This window comes from Pseudomonas coronafaciens pv. oryzae str. 1_6 (assembly GCF_000156995.2).
Lineage (GTDB): Bacteria > Pseudomonadota > Gammaproteobacteria > Pseudomonadales > Pseudomonadaceae > Aquipseudomonas > Aquipseudomonas tremae.
This window is the reverse complement of record NZ_CP046035.1, coordinates 318,317-341,555: the sequence shown is the minus strand read 5'-3', so window position 1 is coordinate 341,555 and position 23,239 is coordinate 318,317. Positions and strand designations below refer to the sequence as shown.

The 23,239-nt window shown below is 58.6% G+C and carries 21 protein-coding genes and 2 pseudogenes; 17 read left to right on the top strand and 6 right to left on the bottom strand.

The genetic code is table 11. From position 1 onward, the window contains the following. The first annotated feature begins 32 nt into the window (after positions 1 to 32). From hslV to POR16_RS01645, 3 genes are all read left to right on the top strand, one after another. On the top strand, positions 33 to 563 hold the full coding sequence (gene hslV / locus POR16_RS01655; RefSeq protein WP_003392345.1) for an ATP-dependent protease subunit HslV: 531 nt from the start codon (positions 33 to 35) through the stop codon (positions 561 to 563). A 66-nt stretch (positions 564 to 629) separates the two neighbouring features. Continuing rightward, positions 630 to 1,967 carry an ATP-dependent protease ATPase subunit HslU gene (hslU, locus tag POR16_RS01650; RefSeq protein ID WP_053931632.1) on the top strand — a complete coding sequence of 446 codons (1,338 nt, stop codon included), beginning with the start codon at positions 630 to 632 and terminating at the stop codon, positions 1,965 to 1,967. A 106-nt stretch (positions 1,968 to 2,073) separates the two neighbouring features. Further along, the gene (locus tag POR16_RS01645) at positions 2,074 to 2,445 is read left to right on the top strand and encodes a gamma-butyrobetaine hydroxylase family protein (protein WP_005888187.1); all 372 of its coding nucleotides are present in this window, start codon (positions 2,074 to 2,076) and stop codon (positions 2,443 to 2,445) included. A gap of 69 nt (positions 2,446 to 2,514) precedes the next feature. On the opposite strand, the gene POR16_RS01640 is transcribed toward POR16_RS01645, so the two are convergent. Both POR16_RS01640 and POR16_RS01635 read right to left on the bottom strand, forming a co-directional pair. Continuing rightward, the gene (locus POR16_RS01640; RefSeq protein WP_005888186.1) at positions 2,515 to 3,297 is read right to left on the bottom strand and encodes a phasin family protein; all 783 of its coding nucleotides are present in this window, start codon (positions 3,295 to 3,297) and stop codon (positions 2,515 to 2,517) included. Between the two features lie 197 nt (positions 3,298 to 3,494). Next, on the bottom strand, positions 3,495 to 3,773 hold the full coding sequence (locus POR16_RS01635) for a polyhydroxyalkanoic acid system family protein (protein WP_005888185.1): 279 nt from the start codon (positions 3,771 to 3,773) through the stop codon (positions 3,495 to 3,497). A gap of 143 nt (positions 3,774 to 3,916) precedes the next feature. Here POR16_RS01635 and ubiE point away from each other — a divergent pair, with 143 nt between their 5' ends. From ubiE to POR16_RS26955, 13 genes and pseudogenes are all read left to right on the top strand, one after another. Continuing rightward, positions 3,917 to 4,687: a bifunctional demethylmenaquinone methyltransferase/2-methoxy-6-polyprenyl-1,4-benzoquinol methylase UbiE gene (gene ubiE, locus POR16_RS01630; protein WP_005888184.1), complete on the top strand. Its 771-nt coding sequence runs from the start codon at positions 3,917 to 3,919 to the stop codon at positions 4,685 to 4,687. Next, positions 4,687 to 5,310: a ubiquinone biosynthesis accessory factor UbiJ gene (locus POR16_RS01625; protein ID WP_005888183.1), complete on the top strand. Its 624-nt coding sequence runs from the start codon at positions 4,687 to 4,689 to the stop codon at positions 5,308 to 5,310. Before ubiE ends, POR16_RS01625 begins: the two co-directional genes overlap by 1 nt. Beyond that, positions 5,307 to 6,926, top strand: coding sequence for a ubiquinone biosynthesis regulatory protein kinase UbiB (gene ubiB, locus POR16_RS01620; protein WP_005888182.1), 1,620 nt, complete (start codon positions 5,307 to 5,309; stop codon positions 6,924 to 6,926). Before POR16_RS01625 ends, ubiB begins: the two co-directional genes overlap by 4 nt. Before the next feature lie 67 nt (positions 6,927 to 6,993). Further along, positions 6,994 to 7,386, top strand: a complete 393-nt coding sequence (gene hisI / locus POR16_RS01615) for a phosphoribosyl-AMP cyclohydrolase (protein WP_005888181.1) — start codon at positions 6,994 to 6,996, stop codon at positions 7,384 to 7,386. Positions 7,387 to 7,388: 2 nt separating this feature from the next. Next, on the top strand, positions 7,389 to 7,721 hold the full coding sequence (locus POR16_RS01610; RefSeq protein ID WP_024668726.1) for a phosphoribosyl-ATP diphosphatase: 333 nt from the start codon (positions 7,389 to 7,391) through the stop codon (positions 7,719 to 7,721). 44 nt (positions 7,722 to 7,765) lie between these two features. Further along, positions 7,766 to 8,041 carry a twin-arginine translocase TatA/TatE family subunit gene (locus POR16_RS01605; RefSeq protein WP_024668725.1) on the top strand — a complete coding sequence of 92 codons (276 nt, stop codon included), beginning with the start codon at positions 7,766 to 7,768 and terminating at the stop codon, positions 8,039 to 8,041. A gap of 4 nt (positions 8,042 to 8,045) precedes the next feature. After that, on the top strand, positions 8,046 to 8,507 hold the full coding sequence (gene tatB / locus POR16_RS01600; protein ID WP_005888177.1) for a Sec-independent protein translocase protein TatB: 462 nt from the start codon (positions 8,046 to 8,048) through the stop codon (positions 8,505 to 8,507). Next, positions 8,504 to 9,304, top strand: a complete 801-nt coding sequence (gene tatC / locus POR16_RS01595; RefSeq protein ID WP_005888175.1) for a twin-arginine translocase subunit TatC — start codon at positions 8,504 to 8,506, stop codon at positions 9,302 to 9,304. The genes tatB and tatC overlap by 4 nt, the downstream gene beginning before the upstream one ends. Then, the gene (locus tag POR16_RS01590; protein WP_024668724.1) at positions 9,301 to 10,008 is read left to right on the top strand and encodes a 16S rRNA (uracil(1498)-N(3))-methyltransferase; all 708 of its coding nucleotides are present in this window, start codon (positions 9,301 to 9,303) and stop codon (positions 10,006 to 10,008) included. Before tatC ends, POR16_RS01590 begins: the two co-directional genes overlap by 4 nt. Positions 10,009 to 10,093: 85 nt before the next feature. Then, positions 10,094 to 11,155 (top strand): annotated as a pseudogene (locus tag POR16_RS27245) (methyl-accepting chemotaxis protein); the annotation flags it as partial. Continuing rightward, complete coding sequence (locus POR16_RS27240) at positions 11,147 to 12,010, top strand: methyl-accepting chemotaxis protein (protein WP_454203642.1); 864 nt, start codon at positions 11,147 to 11,149, stop codon at positions 12,008 to 12,010. The pseudogene POR16_RS27245 and the gene POR16_RS27240, both read left to right, overlap by 9 nt. Positions 12,011 to 12,213: 203 nt before the next feature. Beyond that, positions 12,214 to 13,296 (top strand): annotated as a pseudogene (locus POR16_RS26960) (methyl-accepting chemotaxis protein); the annotation flags it as partial. Then, positions 13,282 to 14,157 (top strand): methyl-accepting chemotaxis protein, encoded by an 876-nt coding sequence (locus tag POR16_RS26955; protein WP_420220138.1) that lies wholly within the window; start codon positions 13,282 to 13,284, stop codon positions 14,155 to 14,157. The pseudogene POR16_RS26960 and the gene POR16_RS26955, both read left to right, overlap by 15 nt. A gap of 105 nt (positions 14,158 to 14,262) precedes the next feature. On the opposite strand, the gene mdoH is transcribed toward POR16_RS26955, so the two are convergent. From mdoH to pip, 4 genes are all read right to left on the bottom strand, one after another. Next, positions 14,263 to 16,842 (bottom strand): glucans biosynthesis glucosyltransferase MdoH, encoded by a 2,580-nt coding sequence (mdoH, locus tag POR16_RS01575; RefSeq protein WP_005888167.1) that lies wholly within the window; start codon positions 16,840 to 16,842, stop codon positions 14,263 to 14,265. After that, positions 16,835 to 18,766, bottom strand: a complete 1,932-nt coding sequence (locus POR16_RS01570; RefSeq protein ID WP_042932027.1) for a glucan biosynthesis protein G — start codon at positions 18,764 to 18,766, stop codon at positions 16,835 to 16,837. The genes mdoH and POR16_RS01570 overlap by 8 nt, the downstream gene beginning before the upstream one ends. A 263-nt stretch (positions 18,767 to 19,029) precedes the next feature. Further along, positions 19,030 to 19,467, bottom strand: coding sequence for a D-aminoacyl-tRNA deacylase (gene dtd, locus POR16_RS01565; RefSeq protein WP_005888163.1), 438 nt, complete (start codon positions 19,465 to 19,467; stop codon positions 19,030 to 19,032). A gap of 40 nt (positions 19,468 to 19,507) precedes the next feature. After that, the gene (gene pip / locus POR16_RS01560; RefSeq protein WP_005888161.1) at positions 19,508 to 20,479 is read right to left on the bottom strand and encodes a prolyl aminopeptidase; all 972 of its coding nucleotides are present in this window, start codon (positions 20,477 to 20,479) and stop codon (positions 19,508 to 19,510) included. Positions 20,480 to 20,758: 279 nt separating this feature from the next. Between pip and POR16_RS01555 the strand changes: the two genes are divergently transcribed. Continuing rightward, positions 20,759 to 23,209 (top strand): glycogen/starch/alpha-glucan phosphorylase, encoded by a 2,451-nt coding sequence (locus POR16_RS01555; protein WP_005888159.1) that lies wholly within the window; start codon positions 20,759 to 20,761, stop codon positions 23,207 to 23,209. The last annotated feature ends 30 nt before the right edge of the window (positions 23,210 to 23,239 follow it).

Genomic DNA, 23,239 nt, shown 5'->3' with positions numbered 1-23,239 from the left:
GCATTTTCGCCCCGCAGTGTGGAGACTCTCCCTTGACCACCATCGTTTCAGTGCGCCGCCACGGTAAAGTCGTCATGGCCGGCGACGGCCAGGTTTCCCTGGGCAACACCGTCATGAAAGGCAACGCCAAGAAGGTGCGCCGCCTGTATCACGGAGAAGTGATCGCAGGCTTCGCTGGCGCCACCGCCGATGCATTCACGCTGTTCGAGCGTTTTGAAGCCCAGCTGGAAAAACACCAGGGGCATCTGGTCCGCGCAGCCGTGGAACTGGCCAAGGACTGGCGTACCGATCGCTCCCTGAGTCGCCTTGAAGCCATGCTGGCGGTTGCCAACAAGGATGCCTCGCTGATCATCACCGGCAACGGCGATGTCGTCGAACCCGAGGATGGTTTGATCGCGATGGGCTCCGGCGGTGCATTTGCTCAGGCCGCTGCACGCGCCCTGCTGCTCAAGACCGATCTGTCGGCACGCGAAATCGCCGAGACTTCGCTGCACATCGCTGGCGACATCTGTGTCTTCACCAACCACAACATCACCATTGAGGAGCAGGACCTCGCCGGTTAAGCCCTTGCCGGGCCGCACATGCTGCGGCCCCATTGGCTTTACCGCGCAAGAGGGCCGTGAATAATCATGTCCATGACTCCCCGCGAAATCGTCCACGAACTCGATCGCCATATCATCGGCCAGGACGATGCCAAGCGCGCCGTTGCCATTGCCTTGCGCAATCGCTGGCGCCGTATGCAGCTGCCTGAAGAGCTGCGTGTCGAAGTAACTCCCAAGAACATCCTGATGATCGGCCCGACCGGTGTCGGTAAAACCGAAATTGCGCGTCGACTGGCCAAGCTCGCCAATGCACCGTTCATCAAGGTTGAAGCGACCAAATTTACCGAAGTTGGCTATGTAGGCCGCGATGTTGAGTCGATCATCCGCGATCTTGCCGACGCGGCGATCAAATTGCTGCGCGAGCAGGAAATCATCAAGGTCCGTCACCGTGCCGAAGATGCTGCCGAGGACCGCATTCTCGATGCCCTGTTGCCGCCTGCACGTGCAGGCTTCAACGAGGATCAGGCCCAGAGCAACGATTCCAACACCCGCCAGCTGTTCCGCAAGCGCCTGCGTGAAGGCCAGCTGGATGACAAGGAAATCGAACTCGAGATCAACGAAGCCGTTGGTGTCGATATTTCCGCGCCACCCGGCATGGAAGAAATGACCAACCAGCTGCAAAGCCTGTTTGCCAACATGGGCAAAGGCAAGACCAAGAGCCGCAAACTCAAGGTCAAGGACGCACTGAAGCTGGTGCGCGAGGAAGAAGCGGGCCGCCTGGTCAACGAGGAAGAGCTGAAGGCCAAGGCGCTGGAAGCCGTCGAGCAGCACGGCATAGTGTTCATCGACGAAATCGACAAAGTCGCCAAGCGCGGCAATTCCGGTGGCGTCGATGTATCCCGTGAAGGCGTGCAGCGTGATCTGCTGCCGCTGATCGAAGGCTGCACCGTGAATACCAAACTGGGCATGGTCAAGACCGACCACATCCTGTTCATTGCTTCCGGCGCATTCCACCTGAGCAAACCGAGCGATCTGGTGCCTGAACTACAGGGCCGCCTGCCGATTCGTGTCGAGCTCAAGGCTCTTTCGCCGCAGGACTTCGAACGCATTCTCAGCGAGCCGCACGCTTCGCTGACCGAGCAATATCGCGAGCTTCTCAAGACCGAAGGTCTGAAGATCGAGTTCAAGCCCGAGGGCATCAAACGTCTTGCCGAGATCGCCTGGCAAGTTAACGAGAAGACTGAAAACATCGGCGCTCGCCGCCTGCATACGCTGCTTGAGCGCTTGCTGGAAGAGGTGTCGTTCAGCGCCGGTGACCTGGCCATCAACCCGGACGCAGCCACCATCGAAATCGATGCCGAATACGTCAACAGCCACTTGGGCGATCTGGCAGAAAACGAAGACCTGTCCCGCTACATTCTCTAAAACTTCGGCACCGGACGGTAAGTTGAAAGCTGCAAGAGGTCGTTCACTCTTGCAGCTTTTTTGCTTCTGCCTGAAGCTCACAGCTCAACACCCGAGACTGCTTCCCATGCTCCCCACCGCCATCCAGCTGCACAAGGCCTCCAAAACCCTGACGCTGAAGTACGCATCCGGCGAGGAATACCACCTGCCTGCGGAGTTTCTGCGGGTGCACTCTCCGTCTGCCGAAGTTCAGGGGCATGGCAGGCCGATCCTGCAGTTCGGCAAGCTGGGCGTCGGCCTGACCAAGGTCGAGCCGGCTGGCCAATATGCATTGAAACTGACCTTCGACGACGGCCATGACTCAGGACTGTTCACCTGGGACTACCTGTATGAGCTGGGCAGGCGTCAGCAATCCCTGTGGGAAGACTACATTCAGGAATTGCAGAAAGCCGGGAAGTCTCGCGATCCTTCAGAGCAGGTCGTCAAGCTGATGCTTTGAGCCACTCTGCACGCGTTGGAAAAAGCCCGACCTGCTTGGCAGGCCGGGCTTTGATGTTGCAGCTGACTGTCAGGACCGGCTGGCTGGCGTTTCTGGTGCGGACGAAGGTGCTGACGCTGCAGTCGAGCTGTTTGCCGAGGTAGACGCTGCGGGCTTGGCGGCAGTTTTTCTCGCCGCAGGTTTTTTCGCTGCAGCAGGCTTGGCGGCTGACTTCGCTTTGCTGGCGGTTGCAGTAGCGGCTTTGCTGGCTGCCTGGGCCGGCTTGGCGGCTGTTCTGTTCACGGCCGGCTTGGACGCTGCGGTTTTATCCGCCGTTTTGGCGACAGGCTTGGCGGCGGCCTTGACCAACGGTTTTGCAGCAGCTTTCGGGGCTGGTCTGGGTGCGCTTTTGGGTGCTACAGGCTTGGCGGCGGCAGCACGCGGCGGAACAGGTTTGGCCTTTTGCCCCATCAACTGCTCGATCTGCCGGGTCAGTTGATCGACCTTGCTGTGCAGCTCCTTGACTTCATGGCGGCTTAGTACGCCCAGACGTGAGATAGCGCTGTTCAGACGCTCGTCAAAAGCCCCCTCCAGCTCGTTCCATTTGCCAACCGCAAGGTCTTTGACATTATCGACACGGGACTTGGACTTCTTGCCAGCGTCTTTCACTTCGTCGAGCTGCTTCTGCGCCTCGAGCTTGGTCTTCTTCTCGGCTTTTTCGCCGTCCTTGACCAGCGTCTCGAAGAACTTGCTGCCATCGTTGCTGATCTTGGAATAAGCGCCCAGACCAGCCAGCCAGATTTGCCGAGAGTATTTCTCGACGTCTCCCATCCACGAGCCGCCATCCTTATCAACTTTTTTCTTGCCAGCCATCCTGCTCTCCTTATTGTCCAGACTCGGAACGTTCGAGTCATTTCGACTCAGAGCGTTTGAGGTTTCAGGCCCGACACGTCCCAATAACGCTGTCAGTTAAACGAGCTTAGCAGAGCGCGTGTCTACGTCATGTCCAGACACAATTCGGATGCGATTCAAGAATTTTTCGGCACGCCGGAAGCTGTATCCAGGTGGCCTCAGGCGGCCAGCGCCTTATCCAGCACGCGTTCGATTTCAGTCTTGATCGGGCCACTCATGGCCGACAACATGAAGCTCAGCTCTATCTCGATACGAATCATCGCCTCTTCGACTTCGACCTTGCCTTTGGCGCCCTTGCCTTTCAGCATCACGGTATCGCCTGCCCATTCGTGAGCCAGACCATATTTGTCGGTGAGCTTTTGCACCAGTTGCCCGGCCTTCTCGCGGGCCTTTTCCTGGCCCAGAGTATGCGGGCGTTCAACGGTTATCTTGGCCATCGGAGAGTTCCTTGATCGTCTTGTGAAATGCGGCGCAACTATATACATCCGTCCGCATCCAAGAAAGCGTTGCAAGTGAGCCTTGTCAAGACAAAGCCAGCCTTGGCGATTAGAATGACACGCACTCTATTCCGGTGAACGATATGAACGATCAGCGCAAAGGCAGCGATGCCGAACCTACTACTCACTTCGGTTACAAAAACGTACCGGAAAGCCAGAAGGCAGAGAAAGTCGCTGAGGTTTTCCACTCGGTTGCTGCCAAGTACGACCTGATGAACGACCTGCTGTCTGGCGGCATGCACCGCCTCTGGAAACGTTTCGCCATCGAGCTTTCAGGTGTCCGCACCGGCAACCGTGTACTGGACATCGCCGGCGGCACAGGCGATCTGACCCGCAAGTTTTCCAATCTGGTCGGCCCGACTGGCCAGGTGGTTCTGGCAGACATCAATGCCTCCATGCTCAAGGTAGGCCGCGACCGTCTGCTGGATCTGGGCGTGTCGGGCAATGTCGAATTCGTCCAGGCCGATGCCGAAAAGCTGCCGTTTCCAGACAACCATTTCGACTGCGTGACCATTGCCTTCGGCCTGCGCAACGTGACGCACAAGGAAGACGCCCTGCGCTCCATGCTGCGCGTGCTCAAGCCCGGCGGTCGCCTGTTGGTGCTGGAATTCTCCAAACCGACCAGCAAGCTGATGTCCAAGGCTTATGACGCCTACTCGTTCGCGTTCATGCCGTTGATGGGCAAACTGGTCACCAACGACTCTGAAAGCTATCGTTACCTGGCCGAGTCGATTCGTATGCACCCCAATCAGGAAACCCTCAAGTCCATGATGGTAGAAGCCGGGTTTGACCGCGTGACCTATCACAACATGACTGCGGGCGTTGTTGCTCTGCATCGCGGCATCAAACCCTGATGTTGCTTCGGGGGCTGCTCGCCGGCATCGAGCACGGCATCAATCGGGTATTGCGCCTGGACAGCACGGCGCTGCCGCGCATGGCGCGTCTGTCCGGCCGCATCATTGCCGTAGACTGTCGCGACCCGTCCCTGAAAATCTTCATCTTGCCCAGTGACGAAGGCCTGCTGCTGGCGGCCGACTGGGCTGCCGACGCCGATTGCACCCTGCGCGCGCCAGCGTCCAGCCTGATGCGTCTTGCCCTGAGCAAGGACAAGACGGCCATACTGCACGGGCCGGATGTCGAGATTGACGGTGACAGCGGTGCCTTGCTCGAACTGGTCGGTATTCTGCAAGACCTGGAGCTGGACTGGGAGCATGAACTGTCCCGCTGGGTTGGCCCGGTCGCCAGCCAGATGTTCGGCAGCCATTTGCGCAATCGGGGGCGTTGGACCCGCGACAGCGTCGCCAGCCTCAGCCAGAACGTCACCGATTACCTGAGCGAAGAATCGCGCACGCTGGTAGGCAACCACGAAGCCGAAGCCCGATTTGCCGAGCTCGATCAGATGAAAATGGATCTGGAACGTCTCGAGGCGCGCTTTGCACGCCTTGCCCACTCCCTCAATACCAGCGATAACGCATGAAGCTGCTTGCCGTCCGACGTCTGTTTCGCATTCAACGTGTCGTTATTCGCTATCGCCTCGATGACCTGTTGTTCGCCTTGCCCCTGCCGTGGTGGATGCTTGCGGTACGTTTCGTGCTGCCCTGGCGCTGGCTGCCGCGGCGCAAGTCCGAGCTGAACCGTGGCGTGCGCTTTCGTCTCGCCCTGCAAGACCTGGGGCCGATCTTCATCAAGTTCGGGCAATTGCTGTCGACCCGGCGCGATCTGCTGCCAGAGGACATTGCCGATGAGCTGATGCTGCTGCAGGACCGCGTGCCGCCGTTCGACCAGCAACTGGCGATCAAGCTGATCGAAGAACAACTGGGCGCACGCATCTGTGATGTATTCAGCCGTTTCGACGAAACACCACTGGCCTCCGCCTCAGTAGCACAGGTGCATGCCGCCTGCCTGAAGACCGGCGAAGAAGTCGTGGTCAAGGTCGTGCGTCCGGGGCTCAAACCGATCATCGGCCAGGACTTGGCATGGCTGTTCATTCTTGCCCGCATGGCCGAACGCGTGTCTGCCGATGCGCGCCTGCTGCACCCGGTGCAGGTGGTGATGGATTACGAAAAAACCATCTACGACGAACTGGACCTGCTGCGCGAAGCAGCCAACTCCAGTCAGTTGCGACGCAATTTCGAAGGCTCCGACCTGCTCTACGTGCCCCAGGTGTACTGGGACTGGTGCCGCCCGAAGGTGCTGGTCATGGAGCGCATCTACGGCCTGCAGGTGACCGACATGGCCGGCCTGGCTGACCAGCGCACGGACATGAAACTGCTGGCCGAGCGTGGCGTGGAAATCTTTTTCACGCAGATCTTTCGCGACAGCTTCTTTCACGCCGACATGCATCCCGGCAATATTTTCATCAGCACGGTCAACCCGTGGGCCCCGAAATACATTGCCATCGACTGCGGTATCGTCGGCAGCCTGACCCCGGAAGATCAGGATTATCTGGCGCGCAACCTGTTTGCCTTCTTCAAACGGGATTATCGTCGGGTTGCGCAGTTGCACATCGATTCGGGCTGGGTACCGGCAGAGACCAAGCTCAATGAGTTCGAAGCGGCGATCCGCACAGTCTGCGAGCCGATTTTCGAGAAGCCACTGAAGGATATTTCCTTCGGTCAGGTGCTGATGCGTCTGTTCCAGACCGCGCGCCGCTTCAATATGGAAGTGCAGCCACAGCTGGTGCTGCTGCAGAAGACGCTGCTCAATATCGAGGGGCTGGGTCGCCAGCTGTATCCCGAACTGGACCTCTGGAGCACCGCGCAGCCTTATCTGGAGCGCTGGATGCGTGAGCGGGTCAGCCCCAAAACGCTGCTCGGCAACCTGCAGTCACAAGTCGAGCAACTGCCGCATATCGCGGGCATGACCCGTGACCTGCTGGAGCGCATGTCCCGACCTCATGCGTCCGATCCGCCACGCCCCTGGCACGACCGCAAAGACGAACCTATCCTGCGGCTCATCGGTGCGGCCCTGCTGGTAGGTGGCGCGATACAGGGCTGGGTGATGAGCGAGGCTGCCACACAGTTGCTGACGCTTACCGCCTGGCCAGCGGCGATCATGCTGGTCGCCGGCCTGTATCTGATCGTTCGCCGATAGCCAGCAGCGTATGGCGCTGGCACACTGTTCAATCCGCCGGGCCTGAAGTCCGGCTGCCGGAGTAGATATGAAAGACTGGCTGGACGAGATTCACTGGAACAGCGACGGTCTGGTGCCTGCAATCGCTCAGGATCACAAGACCGGACGGGTACTGATGATGGCCTGGATGAACCGCGAGGCGCTGAGCCTTACGGCATCCGAGAATCGTGCAATCTATTGGTCGCGTTCACGTGGCAAACTCTGGCGCAAGGGTGAAGAATCAGGTCATGTACAAAAGCTCCATGAACTGCGCCTCGACTGTGACGCCGATGTCATTATCCTGATAGTCGAGCAGATCGGCGGCATCGCGTGCCACACCGGACGCGAAAGTTGCTTCTACCGGGTGTACGAAAATTCGGAGTGGAAGACCGTAGACCCGGTCTTGAAAGATCCTGATGCCATTTACCACGCAGGCCACTGACCATGACTGATACGTTGTCTCGCCTGGCCGAGGTGCTGGAATCACGCAAGGACGCCGCTGCCGACAGTTCTTATGTCGCAAGCCTGTACCACAAGGGCCTGAACAAGATTCTCGAAAAGCTCGGTGAAGAGTCGATCGAGACCATAATTGCCGCAAAGGATGCTGCTGTCAGTGGTGATTGCAGTGATGTGATCTATGAAACCGCTGACCTGTGGTTTCACAGCATGGTGATGCTTGCCGCGCTGGGTCAGCACCCACAGGCCGTGCTCGATGAGCTGGACCGCCGCTTCGGCTTGTCCGGCCACGCGGAAAAAGCCGCACGCACGGCAGATTAACGCTCTCTCCTTTCAAGCTTGAAATCTTTTACGAGGACTGTTTCATGGGTATTTTTGACTGGAAACACTGGATCGTCATCCTGATCGTCGTAGTGCTGGTTTTCGGGACCAAGAAACTCAAGGGTCTGGGCAGCGATGTCGGTGAATCGATCAAAGGCTTTCGCAAGGCCATGCATGAAGACGACAAGCCGGAAGAACAACCTGCGCCTCAGCCACAACAGGCACAGCCCACTCCTCAGGGCTCGCCTTTGAATCAGCCGCACACCATCGACGCCCAGGCGCACAAAGTCGACGAGCCGCTCCGCAAAGATCAGGTTTAAGCCCATGTTCGGTATCAGCTTCTCTGAACTGCTGCTCGTCGGCCTGGTTGCCTTGCTAGTACTGGGTCCCGAGCGCCTGCCGGGTGCTGCACGCACCGCAGGCTTATGGATCGGTCGGTTGAAGCGCAGCTTCAATGCGATCAAACAGGAAGTTGAGCGTGAAATCGGTGCCGACGAGATTCGTCGGCAATTGCACAACGAGCACATCGTTTCGCTTGAAGACGAAGCGCGCAAGATGTTCTCCCATAATCAGCAACCAGGGACCACTTCGGACCCTGTAAGCCCGGCATCGACACCGGTGCAGACAGAATCGGCAGCCCCCGCACCTCAGCACATTGGTCCCGCAGAACCAGCGCTGCCTGAAACAGGGCTGTCGCTCGATAAAACCGCGAAGCCAGCCGATGCGTCTGCACCGCCTCCGACGCCTCCCGCCCACGATTCGTCATTGCCACCACGAGCCCCATGAGCGCTGATATCCCGGAAAACGATCAGCAGATGCCGCTGATCTCGCACCTCACCGAGCTGCGTACACGTCTGTTGCGCTGTGTTGCGGCAGTATTTCTGATTTTTGCCGGTCTGTTCTACTTCACGCAGAAGATCTACACCCTGGTCTCGGCGCCGTTGCGGGTCTATCTGCCTGAAGGCGCAACGATGATCGCCACCGATGTGGCCTCTCCGTTCATCACGCCGTTCAAGCTGACCATGATGGTCGCGCTGTTCCTTTCCATGCCGGTTATCCTGCACCAGATCTGGGGTTTCATCGCGCCGGGCCTGTACAAGCATGAAAAGCGCGTGGCCATTCCGCTGCTGGTCTCGAGCATTATCCTTTTCTACGCAGGCATGGCGTTCGCGTACTTTCTGGTCTTCCCGATCATCTTCCACTTCTTCGCCAGCGTGACGCCCGAAGGCGTGTCGATGATGACCGACATTGCCAGCTATCTCGATTTCGTGATGACACTGTTCTTCGCTTTCGGCGTGGCCTTTGAAATCCCGGTGGCGGTGGTATTGCTGGTCTGGATCGGCATCGTCGACGTCAAATACCTTAAGAAGATCCGTCCTTACGTGGTCATTGGTTGCTTTGTGGTCGGCATGATCCTGACCCCGCCAGACATCTTCTCGCAAACGCTGTTGGCCGTGCCGATGTGGCTGTTGTTCGAACTGGGCGTGCTGTGCAGCACGATGATCAAGAAGCGCGGCGAACATCCGGACGATCAGGCCGAAGACGCCGACAAGCAAGACCAGCCGCCCGCGACCACTCCGTGAACCTGCTGCTGCTTGAGGAGGCCGATTTCATTGCGGCCGACCGGGTCATCCTGCGTGACCGACGACTCAAGCACATGCAGGAGGTGCATCGGGCCGAGGTTGGCGATAGCCTGCGTGTCGGTCGCATCGACGGCCTGCTGGGCAGTGCCGAATTGCTGCGCCTTGAACCCCATGAAGCAGAACTGCGTGTCGTCCTGAACGCCGCACCTCCCGCAAAGCTCCCACTGACACTACTGCTGGCGCTGCCGCGCCCCAAGATGCTGCGTAGAGTGTTCCAGACCATTGCGACCATGGGTGTACCCAAAGTCGTCCTGATGAACAGCTATCGGGTCGAGAAGAGCTTTTGGCAAACGCCTTTTCTGGAACCCGAAGCCATCCGCGAGCAGCTGATTCTGGGGCTGGAGCAGGCGCGCGATTGTGTACTGCCCGAGATCGTGATCGAGAAGCGCTTCAAGCCCTTTGTCGAAGACCGGCTGCCGCAAATGGCGGCCAATACACTGGGCCTGGTCGGACATCCCGGCGACTTCCCTGCCTGCCCGCGCGCTGTCACACAGCCCGTGACGCTGGCCATCGGCCCCGAGGGCGGATGGATACCCTACGAGATCGACCTGTTGCAGAAGTCCGGCTTGCAGCCTGTGCAACTGGGAGAACGCATCCTGCGCGTCGAAACCGCTGTCACCGCCCTTCTGGCCCGTTTGTTCTAGGCGCTATCGCGTTCCCGCCCTGCTTCAGTTAGCTGAAGCGCAGCCGATGCATGTGGAACTATAACGAATAGACAAAGGAGCAGTCATGTCCCGTGGGTTATCTGGAAGCCTCGCCAATGCGAGCGTCAGTCTTAAATTGGCAGGTGGCTTCGGCCTCGTTCTGTTGATGACCATAATGATCTCGGCAATTGGCTGGTTCAGCAATCAGACCTTGATAGATCGCGGTGACCGGGTGACTGCCATCGGCAAGGTCAACGAGCTGACCCTTCAATTGCGCATCAACCGCATGCGCTACGAGGATTTGTTTAACGCAGAAGCCGCCGCGGCAGTAAGAACCAGCCTTGATCAACTCGACGCAGCCCTTGGAGCTGCCAGAAACCTGCTGCGCTCCCCTGAAAACATTCAGCTTCTGGATCGCCAGATTCAAACGACCCGTGATTATCGCCAGTCTTTCAAAGACATGACCGACGCTATTGCCATCCGTGAAACCAGCCGCACGCAAATGGGCGCCAATGCCGACAAGGCGGTGGCCCAGGCCGACAAAGTAGAAGCCGAACTGCTCAAGGCGAACGACATTCTCTCCTTCAACGGTATCGTTGGCGTCAGCAAGCTGATTCAGCAGGCACGCTTCCAGGTTCGCGGCTACACCTACAGTGGCCGTCCCGATTTTGAAAAGAACGCCAATCAGGCGATTGACGAAGCCATCACCGGGATCAATACCCTGGCCGGTGACATTTCTTCCGACTACACGCCATTGCTGCAACAGGCAGTCCTGGGCCTCAAGGGCTATCGCGAAGCGGTGGGGCAATATCGCGACTCGCAGGCTGCGAGCACAGCTGCGCTGGACAAGATGACCGCGCAGGGCACAGAAATGCTGGCCGTAAGCAACGACCTGATCGCCAGGCAAAACAAAAGCCGCAATATCGACAGCGAAAAGTCAGTGATGATGATCGTGGTTGCCACCGTTCTGGCATTGGTGCTGAGCATACTGGCTGCCTGGGTCATCACCCGCCAGATCACTACGCCACTCCAGGAGACCCTCGAGGTCGTGGAGCGTGTCGCCGCGGGTGACTTGAGCCGCAACCTGCGGGTCGATCGCAAGGATGAACTGGGCAGGCTGCAAAGCACCATTCAGCGCATGACCGTCAGCCTGCGCGAGCTGGTGGGCGGTATTCGCGATGGCGTGACGCAAATTGCCAGTGCCGCAGAAGAACTGTCGGCGGTGACCGAGCAGACCAGCGCCGGGGTCAACAGCCAGAAGGTCGAAACCGATCAGGTGGCCACGGCCATGCACGAAATGACCGCCACAGTGCAGGAAGTTGCACGAAATGCCGAAGAGGCCTCGGAAGCAGCCGTTGCCGCCGACCAGCAAGCCCGCGACGGCGAACGTGTGGTCAACGAGGCGATTGCGCAGATCGAACGTCTTGCAGTAGCCGTGGCTAACTCCAGCGAAGCGATGGGCGCCCTGAAACAGGAAAGCAGCCAGATCGGCAGCGTGCTGGACGTGATCAAATCGGTCGCCGAGCAAACCAACCTGTTGGCCCTGAACGCCGCCATCGAGGCCGCCCGCGCCGGAGAGGCTGGCCGCGGTTTTGCCGTGGTCGCCGACGAAGTACGCAGTCTGGCGCAACGAACCCAGAAATCCACCGAAGAAATCGAAGCACTGATCGCTCGCCTGCAAAGCGGCACGCAGCAAGCCGCGACGGTCATGGACAGCAGCCGCGAGTTGAGCGCCAGCAGCGTGGAACTGACCCGCCGGGCCGGCGGATCGCTGGAGAACATCACCAGAACCGTTTCGGCGATTCAGGCCATGAACCAGCAGATCGCGGCCGCAGCCGAACAGCAAAGCGCCACGGCTGAAGAGATCAATCGCAGCATCATCAATGTGCGCGATGTCTCTGAGCAGACTTCGGCCGCCAGTGAAGAAACAGCAGCTTCCAGCGTCGAGCTGGCAAGACTGGGCAACCATCTTCAGTTGCTGGTCAGCCGCTTCACCGTCTGATAATCAACTGCCAGACCCGCGCTGCGCAATGGCGCGGGTCTTTCCCATCGGCTAAACGTGACGCCCGTCACCGCTGCCTTCTGCTCGGAAATCTCCTACGACCTTCTCAGGTCACACAATGGATCGCCATGCCGATGCGCTCACAACGCACGTCCTGACTCGCTCGGGACCTGCTTTTGTTAGCTCATTTGCAGGAGATTCCAATGTTCCGACTGATCAATCAAGCACTCGGCAACATGAACGTCAGGTTCAAGTTGTCACTGGGTTTCGGCCTGGTGCTGCTACTGACGCTGATCATCACGTTTACCGGGTGGTATGGCCTGTACACGATGATTGACCGATCCGAGTCGCTTTCCGATGTTGCCCAGCTCACCAGCCTCACCAAGGATTTGCGCGCCGAGCGGATCATCGACCGTGTACAGAAAACGCCGGAGACGACCGCTCAGGTGACAAGAAAAATCGATGAAATGAAGACCCATCTGACATCGCTGCACCGGCAGAGCACCGAGCCGGCAACAATGACCCTGCTCAACGAGCAGCTTCAGACGGTGAGCGAACTGGAGAAATCATTCGCCGACGTACGTATCAATCGACAAACCCGAGAGCAAATACGCCAGCACCTGGATCAGAAATCAGAGCAAGCCTCGCAGGCCGTTGCGCAGGTCGAAGCTGAAGTGCTCAAGGGCGTAAGCCAGGAGCAGGAAAGCAGCGAGCGAATGGAGGAATTCACCAACATATCGCAGCTGAGGCAGCAGATTCAGGTTGCGCGTTATCAGGTGCAGACCTACACATTCACTACCAACGATGCCGATGAGGCCGCCGCCATCAACGCCATCGACGAAGCGCTAAAGGAAGTCGAGGAGATAGCCAGGGACCAGCGTAAAGACCAGCTTCAAGGTCTGACACCTGCCTCGAAAGCGCTGAAGGACTACCGGGACAGCCTGAACAACTTCAAACAGATACAGACCAAAGCCGAGGCTGATCAGCAGTCCATGGAAGTCCTCGGGGAGAAACTGCTGGAATCGGTAGCGACACTGACCCGCCTGCAAACTGCGCAACGTGACAGCGAGGCGGCAAACGCCAGGACTACCCTCACCAGCATTGCGGCTCTGGCGCTACTGATTGGATTGACAGCCGCCTGGATCATGACCCGGCAGATCACCGTTCCCTTGCAGCAGACCCTGGTGGTGGCAGCACGAATCGCTCAGGGCGATCTGAGTCAGGATATGTCGGTCACACGCCATGATGAAATGGGTCAGCTGCAGCGCAGCATGCAGGCCATGACTGTCAGCCTGCGCGGGTTGATCGGCGGAATCAGCGATGGTGTATCGCAAATCGCCAGCGCAGCCGAACAGCTTTCGGCCGTTACAGAACAGACATGCGCCGGGGTCAACAGCCAAAAAGATGAGACCGATCAAGTGGCCACTGCCATGAACCAGATGGCGGCCACTGTGCAGGAAGTGGCGCGCAATGCGCAAAATGCATCGCAGGCTGCAGTGCAGGCGGATAAACAGGCGCGCAGCGGCGATGAGGTCGTCGGCAAGGCCATTGCGCAGATCGAGCAACTGGCTCGCGAAGTGGCAAACTCTACTCAGTCAATGATCCAGCTCAAGCAAGAAAGCGGCAAGATCGTAGGTGTTCTTGACGTGATCAAATCCGTATCGCAGCAAACCAACCTGCTGGCACTGAACGCCGCCATCGAAGCCGCTCGTGCAGGGGAAGCCGGGCGCGGGTTTGCCGTGGTCGCTGATGAAGTGCGCGGCCTGGCACAACGCACACAGAAGTCCACCGAAGAAATCGAGGAGCTGATCGCCGCCCTGCAAACCGGCACCCAGCAGGTTGCAACCACACTCGACAATAGCCGCACTTTGACTGACAACACCGTCGAGCTGAGCCGCCGCGCGGGCAGTGCACTGGAGGAGATCACATGCACCGTTGCCTCTATCCAGCTCATGAATGAACAGATCGCCACGGCCAGCGAAGAACAAAGTGTGGTGGCCGAACAGATTAATCGTAACGTGATCAGCGTCCGCGACATCTCGGAGCAAACCGCTGCCGCCAGCGAAGAAACAGCAGCCTCCAGCGTCGAACTGGCCAGGCTGGGCACCCATCTGCAAGGGTTGGTGGGGAAATTCAGAGTGAGCTGAACGCCACTGCTGTGGCCACGTCAGTGCCTTGTGAAACGAGCGCTGTCGGGATAAAAAAAGCCCCCGAAGCGAGGCTTCGGGGGCTTTTTTACCGCTGAGTGGACGTTAAGCCATAACTGGCTCGGACGCCTTGCCCAGTGGCTGCAAAGGCAGCAACGGCGCATGTGGGTCAGCTTCTATGGAAGCTCTCCACGCCGCCAGCCACTCTTCGTGACCTTCGCTCCAGACGCGCTCGTGCAAGCGGCCTAAGGCAACCGGGTCACTCAGGAGCATCAGACGTTCCTGATTGCTGAGTTTCGCCGGCCCTACCTTGAGTGCGTGATCAACGCGCTCCATACGCACCACTTCGATCGGCTGTGCCTGACGGTGACGCGATGTCGCCAAGGCGCACGCCAGAGCGTTTTGGCGAGGATCGACCACGGCGCGGATGAAGCCTTGCTTCAGGGCGTGCCAGCGGTTCTCATGGGTGTAATGATCGGTAGAGATCAGTTCTTGCGGCGGCTCGAACTCTTCGGGAATCAGGAAGAATTTCTCGTCACGCGCTTTCAGCCCCAGACCTGTACGGCTGGAAATCACCGACACAGGAATCGACAGCATCAACGACACCACGATCGGCGCCAGCCACCACAGGAAGCTTGGGTTCAACCAGAACACCAGCAGCGCCCAACAAGCACCCAGCAACGTTTGCGGACCATGACGCTTGACCGCTTCGATCCACGGTGTCGAGTCATCGTCGCGTTGCGGCGAGTTCCAGGTCGCGGCCCAGCCCAGGAAAGCAGCCAGTACGAAGCGGGTGTGGAACAGCATGCGCACTGGCGCCAGAAGCACCGAGAACAGCATTTCCAGCAGCATCGAAACCGTGACCTTGAACTTGCCACCAAAGCCTTTCGCGCCCTTTGCCCAGATCAGAATGACACTGAGCAGTTTAGGCAGGAACAGCAAAACGATGGTGGTCGAAAACAGCGCGACGGCTTTTTCCGGGTGCCACTGTGGCCACAACGGGTACAACTGACGTGGCTCAAGGAAGTAGGTCGGCTCCATCAGCGTGTTCACGGCAAGCAACGCGGTGGACAGCACGAGGAAGAAGAACCACAGCGGCGCCGACAGGTAAGACATCACGCCAGTCAGGAACACCGCACGGTGAACCGGGTGCATGCCTTTGACCAGAAACAGCCTGAAGTTCATCAGGTTGCCGTGGCACCAGCGACGGTCACGCTTGAGTTCGTCGAGCAGGTTGGGCGGCAGTTCTTCATAGCTGCCCGGCAGATCGTAAGCAATCCACACACCCCAGCCGGCGCGGCGCATCAGCGCAGCTTCGACGAAGTCGTGGGACAGAATCGCACCGGCGAACGCACCCTTGCCCGGCAACGGCGCCAAGGCGCAATGCTCGATGAACGGCTTCATGCGGATGATCGCGTTGTGACCCCAGTAGTGGGATTCACCCAACTGCCAGAAGTGCAGGCCAGCGGTAAACAGCGGACCGTAGACGCGAGTAGCGAACTGCTGCATGCGCGCATACAGCGTGTCCATGCCCGAGGCACGTGGCGCGGTCTGGATGATACCGGCGTCTGGAGTTGCTTCCATCAAGCGCACCAGACTGGTCAGGCATTCACCGCTCATCACGCTGTCGGCATCAAGCACGACCATGTAACGGTACTCACCGCCCCAGCGACGGCAGAAGTCGTCCAGGTTGCCGCTTTTGCGTTTTACGCGACGACGACGGCGGCGATAGAAGATGCTGCCGAAACCTTTGGTTTCGCGGCACACGTCCAGCCAGGCCTGTTGCTCGGCAACGGCAATGTCGGTCTCGTTGGTGTCGCTGAGTACGAAGAAGTCGAAGCGGTCCAGGTTGCCCGTGGCCGCCACCGATTCGAATGTCGCACGCAGACCGGCGAAAACCCGCGGTACGTCTTCGTTGCAAATCGGCATGACCAGCGCTGTGCGCGCACCGGCTTCGATCGGCTCGTTACCGGCGCTGGCGCCCGAAATACGGTACTTGTCGCGACCAGTGAGCAATTCCAGAAAGCCCATCAGTGCGGTCCAGAAACCGGCCGACACCCAGCAGAACAGAATCCCGAACAGCAACAGAATGCTGGTCTGCAGTGCATAAGGCATGACCTGCAAGGCTGTCTGCACGAAGGTCTGACGAGTGATTTCGTCCAGCGAAACCAGCGACCAGCCCTGATAAGGCAGAATGCCCTTCATGTACCAGCCCGCCACGATCGTCTGACCCAGCATCAGGATCAGCAGAATATAGCGGCGGATCGAACCGACAGTACGCCAGCGCGACTTCGGCAAATCCCGTGGCAGATCATCATGATCCGGCTTGGGCGGGTTGGTCTTGCCGGTCAGGCGACGCCAGCCACGCACCAGAATGTTGGTACGCCACGGCTCGGGCACAACCTTGGTCCGGCGAATAGGCGGTGTCGCCTTGAGGCACAGACGCCCGCTGGCATCGACGCCGAGCATCTCGGCATCTTCCAGATCATCGGCAGACAGCGTGAGGCGACGCCCTACCGAAGCCTGGGCGGCCTCGGAGGGATCGTTGAGCGGCTGCGCCGACAGGCGTTCATGCAACTCGGCGAAGGTCTTGCAGCTGGCAAGTTCTGCCCGCTGCTCGTCGCTCATCGGTAGATGTGCCAGGTACTCGTTCAGAGACACAGGCACCAGTTGAGAATTACTCATCGCTCGGCAACTGATAGTTCCAGGTCTCGGTCATGACTTGCAGCGTCTTGGCCGGTTCCGGATGGGTGGGCGCTGCCTCGGTTTCAGGCTGCTTATTCTCTTTAGCGTCTTTATCCTTGGCGTCATCTGCCTTGGCAGCGTCGGCCTTGGCGGCGTCGGCTTTCGCAGTGTCGGCCTTGGCGCTGGCTTTGGAAGCTTCGGCTTTACCGGTTTCAGGCTTGGCAGCTTCGGGCTTGGCGTCAGACTTCGGCGCATCAGCCTTGGCAATCTCTACCTGATCGGTCGCGGACTCTTTGAAGGCGGCCGGTTTGGCTGCTTCCTTGGCGGCGGCTTTCTTCTCTTCGGCCTTGTCAGCCACGAGCAGCGCAGGTTCCTTGCCCGGTTCGGCAGGAATTTCACGCAACAGGTAAGCGCTCATCTCGGTCGGCTTGCCGGAATCCTTGACCTTCACACGAAGGGTCAGGCGGTAGCCTTTGGTGACCGGGTTGTAACGCAGGTTGTTTTCGACCAGTTCGACGTTGTCGTCGGTGGTCACCTGGCTACGGATGGTCTTGTCCTCAGGCAAGGCGGCCAGTACCGGGCCAACGAAATCGACCAGGAATGCAAGGCTGCCATCCGGCTGACGAACCAGGTTGGACTGACGCACGTCACCGATGGAGCGTTGAGTCTGCTTGACCCAGCCCAGATCAGGGGAGTGAATCGAGTTTTCCTGCATGGTCCAGTGCAGACGGTAATCGAAGCTCATCTGTTCGCCCGGAGCAGCCAAAGTATCAGGCTTCCAGAACGCTACGATGTTGTCGTTGGTTTCGTCGGCAGTTGGGATCTCGACCAGATCGACAGTCCCTTTGCCCCAGTCACCCTTCGGCTCGATCCAGGCGCTTGGGCGCTTGTCGTAACGATCATCGAGGTCTTCGTACTGACTGAAGTCACGGCCGCGTTGCAGCAAGCCGAAACCGCGCGGGTTCTCGACCGAGAAGCTGCTGATGGACAGGTGTTTAGGGTTGTTCAGCGGACGCCACAGCCATTGACCATTGGCAGCCTGAATCGACAGACCGCTGGAGTCGTGCAGCTCGCGACGGAAGTTAGGCACACGCGACGGCTGGTTGGCACCGAACAGGAACATGCTGGTCAATGGAGCCACACCCAGCTTGGTGACCTTGTCACGCAGGAACATGCGCGATTTGACGTCGACCAGGGTGTTGGTGCCAGGACGCAGGGTCAGCTGGTAAGCACCAGTGGCACGTGGCGAATCAAGCAGCGCGAAGATCACCAGATGGTTGTCATCCGGGCCTGGCTTCTCGATCCAGAATTCCTTGAAGCGCGGGAACTCTTCGCCGGACGGCAATGCAGTGTCGATGGCCATGCCGCGGGCGGACAGACCGTACACCTGGCCTTTGCCGATCACGCGGAAATAGCTCGCGCCCAGCATGGTCATGATTTCGTCCTGCTTATCATCCTTGTTGATCGGATACAGGACACGGAAACCGGCGTAACCCAGCTTCTCGGTGGATTTCGGGTCGATCTTCAGGTCGCCGAAGTCAAAACGACTCGGGTCGTACTTGATTTCGTCGACGCTGGTCGCGGTAACTTCGTTGATCTTGACCGGCGTATCGAAGTGCATGCCCTGGTGATAGAACGAGATTTTGAACGGCGTTTTTTCGCCCGCCCATTCGGCCTTGTCATCACGGAAGCGGATCTTCTGATAATCGGCGAACTTCATGTCGCGCAGTTCGTTCGGCAGATTGCTCCGCGGAGCCTCGAACTTCTGCCCGGCCATTTCTTTGGCCCTTGCCGCTACATCATCAAGACTGAACGCCCACAGCTGGCCTGCACTGAACAGACACACAAGGGCCGAGCCAGCCAGAAGCGCATTGCGCAACCGCTTGACAGGTGTTTTTGGAGCATCACAGGGACTAACAATCACGAGCAACCCTCGCCGAAAACAGATGAAGAAACCAACGGCCAGCTATCGAATGCCGGGTTGGCGAGCATTGTTCCGACTCCGAATGGGCTTAATGATTCCCCAACCGGACGTCAGAACCGCTTTTGTCATACAAATGGACCAACAGTGCCGATCCCCGTAACGCGCGATTATCCAGCAGCGCGCGTTACAACGCATCAGGTATGACAAAGAAATTTATCCGCCTTGCGACAGATAAATTCGGAAAAATCAAAAGCAATCAACGTTCACGTATCAAACAAAAACGTCACGGGCCCATCGTTTATCAGATGCACTTGCATGTCCGCACCAAATTGGCCCGCAGCAACAACGGGATGCGCGATTCTGGCCTGACTCAATAGATAGTCGAACAACTCGGCCCCCAGCGCTGGAGCAGCCGCTTTCGAGAACCCTGCGCGCAACCCGCTTTTGGTGTCGGCCGCCAACGTAAATTGCGAAACCAGCAACAGGCCGCCACTCACTTCCCGCAACGACAGGTTCATCTTGCCCTCGGCATCGCCGAACACACGATAATTGAGCAGCTTGTGCAGCAACTTATCGGCACTGGCACGCGTGTCTTGAGGTTCTATTCCGACCAGCACCAATATGCCGTGATCAATAGCTCCGACGACCTCTGTCGCCACCTCGACACGCGCACTTCGCACGCGCTGCAGCAACCCTTTCATGAATACCTTTCCGTACTGGAAACAAAAGACAACAACACTGTCAGGCTTCTTCGGGCGGCAGATCGAGAAGGTTCTGTGCAACCTGTGCAGCCGCCCGCACCAGCGCATCGGCAATACCAGGCTCGGCTGCCGAATGCCCCGCCTCGCGAATCACCTGCAACTCGCTGCCCTGCCAGTTCTGATGCAGCTCCCATGCATTGTCCAGCGGGCAGATCACGTCATAACGACCGTGCACGATGATTGCCGGCAGGTGCGCAATCTTCGGCATGTCGCGGATCAACTGGTTTTCTTCAAGGAAAGCGTTGTTCATGAAGTAATGGCATTCGATGCGTGCGATGGACAGCGCACGGTGCGGTTCGGCGAATCTATCGACCACCTGCGGGTTGGGACGCAATGTGGCGCAGCGACCTTCCCACGTAGACCAAGCCTTGGCGGCATGCATCTGGGCAATCTGGTCCGGGCCCGTGAGTCGCTTGTAGAAGGCCGCCAGAAGGTTGTCGCGTTCATCCATCGGGATAGGCGCAACGTAGTCTTGCCAATAGTCGGGGAACAGGCGACTCGCGCCAGCTTGATAGAACCAGTCGATTTCCTGCTTGCGTGCCAGAAACACCCCACGCAGGATCAGCGCATGCACGCGATCAGGGTGCGTCTGAGCATAGGCCAGCGCAAGCGTCGAACCCCATGACCCCCCGAACAGCACCCATTTTTCAATCCCCAGATGCTCGCGAATCCGCTCCAGGTCTTCGACCAGCTTCCAGGTGGTGTTATTTTCCAGGCTGGCGTGAGGCGTGGAACGACCGCAGCCGCGCTGGTCGAACGTGACGATACGGTACAGGTTGGGGTCGAAGTAACAGCGGCTGTGCGCGTCGCAACCGGAACCCGGACCGCCGTGGATGAACACCACTGGCAAACCTTCAGGCGAACCACTTTCATCGACGTAAAGCACATGCGGTTGTTCCACGGCCAGATCGTGCCGGGCGTAGGGTTTGATCTGCGGGTACAAGGTCTGCATAAGTGCTCCATAAGTCCAGTTCAGAGGCTTCTATTATTCTGCCGTGGGGCATCATAAACCCGAAACGAAGAATGAGCATGCTGCACGTCATCGATCGGGATGGAACGATCAATGCAAGCGTTTTGCCAATTTGAACAGTTCGCGAACCAGAGCCGTTAAGCTGGGTCGAAGCGTGAGTCGTAAACCGATTTATTTCTCTTTTTTCAGGAAATAACTGACGACACGCCTACAGTCTAAGAATCCCATATCCCATTCGTCAGACTACTTGAGGTTGTATCGATGTCTCAGGAACCACTTGTTCGTGACGCTGATGTGGCTGCTTTCCGCGCCGCTGTGCTCGCCAAACTCACCTATTCGGTGGGCAAGGACCCCGCCCATGCGTTTGAGCATGACTGGTTCGAAGCTGTCGCTCTCGCGGCTCGCGACCACATGGTCGAACACTGGATGGACCATACGCGACAGATTTATCGCAAGGTCCAGAAGCGCGTTTACTACCTGTCGCTGGAATTTCTCATCGGTCGTCTGCTGTATGACAGCCTGAGCAACCTCGGCCTGCTGGAAGTCGCCCGCGAGGCGCTGACCGAGCTGGGCGTGGACATCGAGCGTATCCGCCTGCTTGAGCCGGATGCAGCGCTGGGCAACGGCGGCCTCGGTCGCCTGGCAGCATGCTTCATGGAAAGCATGTCGACCCTCGGCATCGCCGGCCACGGCTACGGCATTCGTTACGAGCACGGGCTGTTTCGTCAGGGCATCGTCGATGGCTGGCAGCAGGAGCAGACCGAGAACTGGCTGGACTTCGGCAACCCTTGGGAATTCGAACGCCCTGAAGTGGTGTATTCGATCGGCTTCGGCGGCAGTGTCGATACCGTTGTTTCTGAAACCGGCGAGCCGCGCCATGCATGGCGTCCGGGCGAAACGGTGCGAGCCATCGCTTATGACACCCCGGTGGTGGGCTGGCGTGGCAAGAGCGTCAACACGTTGCGTCTGTGGCGCGCGCGCGCCGTAGAAGACCTGCACCTGGAGCGCTTCAACGCGGGCGACCACTTTGGCGCCGTTGCCGAGGTAGTTCGTGCAGAAAGTATCTCCCGCGTGCTTTACCCGAATGACGCCACTGAAGCGGGTCAGGAACTGCGCCTGCGTCAGGAATACTTCTTTGTGTCTGCATCCCTGCAGGATTTGCTGCGCCGCCACCTGAACCAGCACGCCACGCTGACCGATCTGGCCGAGCACGCTGCCATTCAGATGAACGACACGCACCCTTCCATCGCAGTTGCCGAACTGATGCGTCAATTGGTCGACAACCACAACATTCCGTGGGACACCGCCTGGAAAATCACCGTCGGCACCCTCGGTTACACCAACCACACGTTGCTGCCTGAGGCGCTGGAGACCTGGTCTGTCGGTTTGATGGAGCGGATGCTGCCGCGCCACATGCAGATCATCTATCTGATCAACGCGCAGCACATCGATACGCTGCGCGCCAAAGGCGTCGACGATGTCAACGTCCTGCGTGCGGTGTCGTTGATCGAAGAAGACAACGGTCGTCGCGTGCGCATGGGCAACCTCGCCTTCCTCGGTTCGCACAGCGTCAATGGCGTATCGGCCTTGCACACCCAGTTGATGCGCAAGACTGTGTTCGCCGAACTGCACAAAATCTATCCGGACCGGATCAACAATAAAACCAACGGCATCACCTTCCGCCGCTGGTTGTTCCAGGCTAACCCGAAGCTGACTGAAATGCTGGTCGAGGCGCTGGGCGAAGACATTATGGACAACGCCGAAACCCGCTTGAGAGAGCTGGAGCCGTTCGCCGAAAAGTCGTCGTTCCGCAAGCAAATGGCCGATCAGCGCCTGCACAGCAAACGTGCGCTGGCAGCGATCATTCACGAACGACTGGGTATCGCAGTAAACCCTGCAGCGATGTTCGACGTTCAGGTCAAGCGGATCCACGAGTACAAACGCCAGTTGCTGAACCTGTTTCACACCGTGGCGCTGTACCAGGCCATTCGTGCCGAGCCAGGCACGGACTGGGTACCTCGGGTGAAGATCTTTGCAGGCAAGGCGGCAGCCAGCTATCACTCGGCCAAGCTGATCATCAAGCTGACCAACGATATCGCCAGGACTGTGAACAACGATCCTACGGTTCGCGGCTTGCTGAAAGTGGTGTTCATGCCCAACTACAACGTCAGCCTGGCGGAAAGCATCATTCCGGCAGCCGACCTTTCCGAACAGATCTCCACGGCAGGCCTGGAAGCCTCGGGCACCAGTAACATGAAGTTCGGCCTCAATGGCGCACTGACCATCGGCACGCTGGACGGTGCCAACGTGGAAATGAGCGAGCAAGTGGGTCTGGAACACATGTTCATCTTCGGCATGACGTCGCAGCAGGTCGAGGCACGCAAGCGCGCCGGCGATTTCAGCGCTCATGGCGACGTGGCCGCTTCGGGACGTCTGAACGATGTTCTGCAGGCGATACGCGGCGGGGTGTTCTCGCCTGATGACCCGAATCGCTATGTAGGTCTGGTAGATGAGCTGCTGGCGTACGACCGCTTCCTGGTCTGCGCTGACTTCGATTCTTACTGGGCAGCCCAGGCCAAGGTCGAAGAACGCTGGCACGACTCCAAGGAATGGTGGCGCTCGGCGGTGCTCAATACCGCACGCATGGGCTGGTTCTCTTCGGACCGGACCATTCGTGAATACGCCGGGGACATCTGGAAGGCACTGGACTGACCAGCTCGCACACTCACCTGACTCGCGCTA